We start from the raw sequence: 1,838 nt of genomic DNA, 5'->3' as shown, positions 1-1,838 counted from the left end.
GCCGCCACGGCCAGCCCGGCCAGGCGCAGCGCGGTGACCAGGATCGTGCGCCGGTCGAGCCGTCGCCAGCCGTCCGGTCCGGAGCCGTCCTCCGATCCGGATCCGTCGTCCGGTCCGGAGCCGTCGTCCGGTCCGGGCGGAGTGGGTGCGGCGCGCCCGTCCCCGTCCCCGTGCCCGTGAGGGTCGTCGTCGGGACCGGCCCCGCTCACGTGGCGTCCCCGGGGGTGGCCTGGGTGGTGCGGGTCAACCGCTCGGCCACGTCCGCGGCGAGCCGGTGGTCGAGTCCCGGGATCGTCAGGGGGCCCTTGGCCGAGGCGGTGGTGACCGTGACGGTGGCGAGGCCGAAGACCCGCTCCAGGGGCCCGCGCTCGGTGTCCACGGTCTGAATGCGCGACATCGGGGCGACCCGCCACTCCTGCCAGAGCAGCCCGGTGCGGGTGTAGACGGCGTCGTCGGTGATCTCCCAGCGGTGCACGTGGTACCACCACAACGGCAGGGCGACGGCCACCGGGACGCCGCACACGGCCACGACGCCGAGCCCGAGCAGCAGCCACGGCCCGGCCGGGCCGGACAGGACCGCGGGCACCCCCAGCGCCACGACGGCGGCCACCAGCACCAGCCCGGACCGGGTCCCCCACAGCCACCGCGCCTGGGGGTCGAGACGGTGTCTCGGGGCGCGTAACCGGACCGGACCGGGTGCCGGGTCCGCGGTCCCACCCGCGTCGTCGTCCGTCGCGTCTCCGGTCACCGGCCCTCCCTCGTCACAGGGAGACCACCCTAGTCGGCGCGTCGGGCGGGATCACGGGGGTGGCCGGGCGGAACGATCACCGGCGTGGACGGGTGAGACCGTCCGCGGCCCCGTCCCCGTCGCGCACGATGTCGTCGGTGCGCTCCAGGGCCTCGGTGCGCCGGGCGGTCGGCTCCGCCCGGGTGAGGTCCACCACCCGGATCGGGGGACCGAGTTCGACGAGGGTCGGCAGGTACTCGGCCCGGTCCACCGACCAGTCGTCGCCGTCGCGGGTGAAGGTGAAGCGCGTCGCGAGGCCCTCCTCGGACACGCCGCGGGGTTCGGCGTGCCGGGCGACCGAGTTGCCCAGGCCGTAGGCGACCCACTTCTCCCCGATCCGCTCCACGGGCTGCACGACGTGCGCGTGGTGGCCGACGATCAGGTCGATCGCGTCGGAGTCCAGCAGCCGCTCGGCCATCCGCCGCTGCCTGTCGGTGGGCTCGTGCGCGTACTCCTGCCCCCAGTGCAGGCTCGCGATCACGACCTCCGCACCGGCCTCGCGGGCGGCCTCCGCCTCGGCGAGCACGGCGTCGGCGTCCAGCCGGTTGGCCCGCCACGGCTCGTCCCCGGGCAGGGGCACCCCGTTGAAGCCGAACGTGTAGGACACCTGTCCCACCGCCACCCCGTCCACGTCGAGCACCAGCGGGGTCCGGGCCTCGCGCGCGTCCCGCGCCGATCCGGTGTGCTCCACACCGGCCTCGTCGAGTGCGTCGAGCGTGCTGTCCACGCCTTCGGGGCCGTGGTCGAGGGTGTGGTTGGAGGCCGTGGAGCAGGCGTCGTACCCGGTCTCGGCCAGGCCGTCGGCCAGCTCGGGCGGGGCGAGGAACCGCGGCCAGCCGCTGTACGGGCCGCCGTCCCGGGCCAGCGGCACCTCCAGGTGGCACAGCGCCAGGTCGGCCCCGGAGACCAGCGGGCGCAGCCCGTCGAGCAGGGGGCCGTAGTCGAACGTGTCGTCGCCGGTCGCGCCCGCCTCCCGCGCGTCCGCGGCGGCCTGGTCGGTCAGCGCCGGGTGGATCAGGATGTCGCCCGTCGCGACGACGGTGAACTCGTC

The 1,838-nt window shown here is 75.9% G+C and carries 2 protein-coding genes and 1 pseudogene; all 3 read right to left on the bottom strand.

Annotation, left to right across the window (positions count from 1 at the left end):
• A pseudogene (locus SACPADRAFT_RS32680) lies at window positions 1–209 on the bottom strand (hypothetical protein); the annotation flags it as partial.
• The gene (locus SACPADRAFT_RS0210930; RefSeq protein ID WP_007027480.1) at window positions 206–748 is read right to left on the bottom strand and encodes a PH domain-containing protein; all 543 of its coding nucleotides are present in this window, start codon (window positions 746–748) and stop codon (window positions 206–208) included. The pseudogene SACPADRAFT_RS32680 and the gene SACPADRAFT_RS0210930, both read right to left, overlap by 4 nt.
• A gap of 76 nt (window positions 749–824) precedes the next feature.
• On the bottom strand, window positions 825–1,838 hold a 1,014-nt coding region (locus SACPADRAFT_RS26970; RefSeq protein ID WP_007027479.1), incomplete at its 5' end, for a CapA family protein.

Source organism: Saccharomonospora iraqiensis subsp. paurometabolica YIM 90007 (assembly GCF_000231035.2).
In the GTDB taxonomy this organism is placed as follows: Bacteria; Actinomycetota; Actinomycetes; order Mycobacteriales; family Pseudonocardiaceae; genus Saccharomonospora; species Saccharomonospora paurometabolica.
Note: the sequence above shows the minus strand (reverse complement) of the source record. Positions and strands in the feature narration are given on the sequence as shown.